This window comes from Thalassotalea loyana, assembly GCF_030161435.1.
Classification (GTDB): domain Bacteria; phylum Pseudomonadota; class Gammaproteobacteria; order Enterobacterales; family Alteromonadaceae; genus Thalassotalea_G; species Thalassotalea_G loyana.
Genome location: NZ_BSSV01000015.1, coordinates 1 through 1,731, shown reverse-complemented (window position 1 = coordinate 1,731; position 1,731 = coordinate 1). Strand labels below are relative to the sequence as shown.

Sequence of the window (1,731 nt, the reverse complement as noted above, 5' to 3'; positions counted from 1 at the left end):
ATAAATTCTTCAAGATAAGGAGGTGATCCAACCCCAGGTTCCCCTAGGGTTACCTTGTTACGACTTCACCCCAGTCATGAATCACAAAGTGGTGACCGTCCTCCCGAAGGTTAAACTAGCCACTTCTTTTGCAACCCACTCCCATGGTGTGACGGGCGGTGTGTACAAGGCCCGGGAACGTATTCACCGTGACATTCTGATTCACGATTACTAGCGATTCCGACTTCATGGAGTCGAGTTGCAGACTCCAATCCGGACTACGACGTACTTTCTGGGATTCGCTCCACCTCGCGGTCTCGCTGCCCTCTGTATACGCCATTGTAGCACGTGTGTAGCCCATCCCGTAAGGGCCATGATGACTTGACGTCGTCCCCACCTTCCTCCGGTTTATCACCGGCAGTCTCCTTAAAGTTCCCGACATTATTCGCTGGCAAGTAAGGATAGGGGTTGCGCTCGTTGCGGGACTTAACCCAACATTTCACAACACGAGCTGACGACAGCCATGCAGCACCTGTCTCAGAGTTCCCGAAGGCACAATTCTATCTCTAGAAAATTCTCTGGATGTCAAGGGATGGTAAGGTTCTTCGCGTTGCATCGAATTAAACCACATGCTCCACCGCTTGTGCGGGCCCCCGTCAATTCATTTGAGTTTTAACCTTGCGGCCGTACTCCCCAGGCGGTCAACTTAGCGCGTTAGCTACGCTACCCACGTTTCAAGAACACAGACAGCTAGTTGACATCGTTTACGGCGTGGACTACCAGGGTATCTAATCCTGTTCGCTCCCCACGCTTTCGTGCCTCAGCGTCAGTATTTGTCCAGGTGGCCGCCTTCGCCACTGATGTTCCTTCCAATCTCTACGCATTTCACCGCTACACTGGAAATTCCACCACCCTCTACAATACTCTAGACTGCCAGTTTCAAATGCAGTTCCGAGGTTGAGCCCCGGGATTTCACATCTGACTTAACAATCCGCCTACGCACGCTTTACGCCCAGTAATTCCGATTAACGCTCGCACCCTCCGTATTACCGCGGCTGCTGGCACGGAGTTAGCCGGTGCTTCTTCTGTAGGTAACGTCACAGCTAGCAGATATTAGCTACTAACCTTTCCTCCCTACTGAAAGTGCTTTACAACCCGAAGGCCTTCTTCACACACGCGGCATGGCTGCATCAGGGTTTCCCCCATTGTGCAATATTCCCCACTGCTGCCTCCCGTAGGAGTCTGGGCCGTGTCTCAGTCCCAGTGTGGCTGATCATCCTCTCAAACCAGCTAGAGATCGTCGCCTTGGTAGGCCTTTACCCCACCAACTAGCTAATCTCACTTGGGCTAATCTAAAGGCGAAAGGTCCGAAGATCCCCTCCTTTGGTCCGTAGACATTATGCGGTATTAGCAGTCGTTTCCAACTGTTGTCCCCCACCTCTAGGCATATTCCCAAGCATTACTCACCCGTCCGCCGCTCGACGCCTGATTGCAAGCAATCATCGTTTCCGCTCGACTTGCATGTGTTAAGCCTGCCGCCAGCGTTCAATCTGAGCCATGATCAAACTCTTCAATTAAAATCGTTTGTGTATCTTTCGATACGGCTCAATGAATTCTGTTGTACATTAAAACTATGTAAGTTTTCATGTGAACATCAACATTGATAAATTTGCCTAACGAAACGTTAGGTCTTTATATGAATTTATTAATGTGAGTGCCCACACAAATTGCATGATAACTATTTGTTAAAGA

1 rRNA gene is annotated in these 1,731 nt (G+C 50.0%); it reads right to left on the bottom strand.

Annotated elements, in window-relative coordinates:
* Positions 1-15 precede the first annotated feature (15 nt).
* Positions 16-1,556: ribosomal RNA gene (locus tag QQK05_RS18615) — 16S ribosomal RNA — on the bottom strand.
* Between the last annotated feature and the right edge of the window lie 175 nt (positions 1,557-1,731).